1 protein-coding gene is annotated in these 473 nt (G+C 62.8%); it reads left to right on the forward strand.

Annotated elements, in window-relative coordinates:
* Nucleotides 1-25: 25 nt before the first annotated feature.
* A partial coding sequence (locus tag AACY52_RS30695) for a response regulator (RefSeq protein ID WP_339561445.1) occupies nucleotides 26-473 on the forward strand: 448 nt, incomplete at its 3' end.

Genomic DNA, 473 nt, shown 5'->3' on the forward strand with positions numbered 1-473 from the left:
CGCTTCCAGTAGAGGAGTTTGCGGCATGAGCGACCAACGTCTGATCCATGTCGTCGACGACGATGATTCGGTGCGACGTTCGGCTGGGTTCCTGCTGCGAACCTCTGGCTATGCTGTACGCTTGCACACGTCTGGAGTCGCGTTCCTGCGCGAGATCAAGGCAGCGGAACCGGGTTGCGTCTTGCTCGACGTGCGCATGCCGGAGATCGATGGCCTTGCGGTGCAGGAGGAATTGGTCGCACGCGGCATCACCATGCCCGTCATCATCCTCACCGGCCATGCCGATGTCTCGATCGCGGTTCAGGCGATGAAGACGGGTGCTGTCGACTTCATCGAAAAACCCTTCGAAAAGGCCGTGCTACTGTCGGCGATCGACCGCGCCTTCGCGCGGATCGCGCATGCCGATGCAGCCGCACGATCGAGCGAGGCGGCGAAGCTGTGGGTCGCGCGCCTCACCCCGCGCGAACAAGAGG

This window comes from Pseudomonas sp. EA_65y_Pfl1_P113 (assembly GCF_963970525.1).
GTDB classification, from domain to species: domain Bacteria; phylum Pseudomonadota; class Gammaproteobacteria; order Pseudomonadales; family Pseudomonadaceae; genus Aquipseudomonas; species Aquipseudomonas tritici.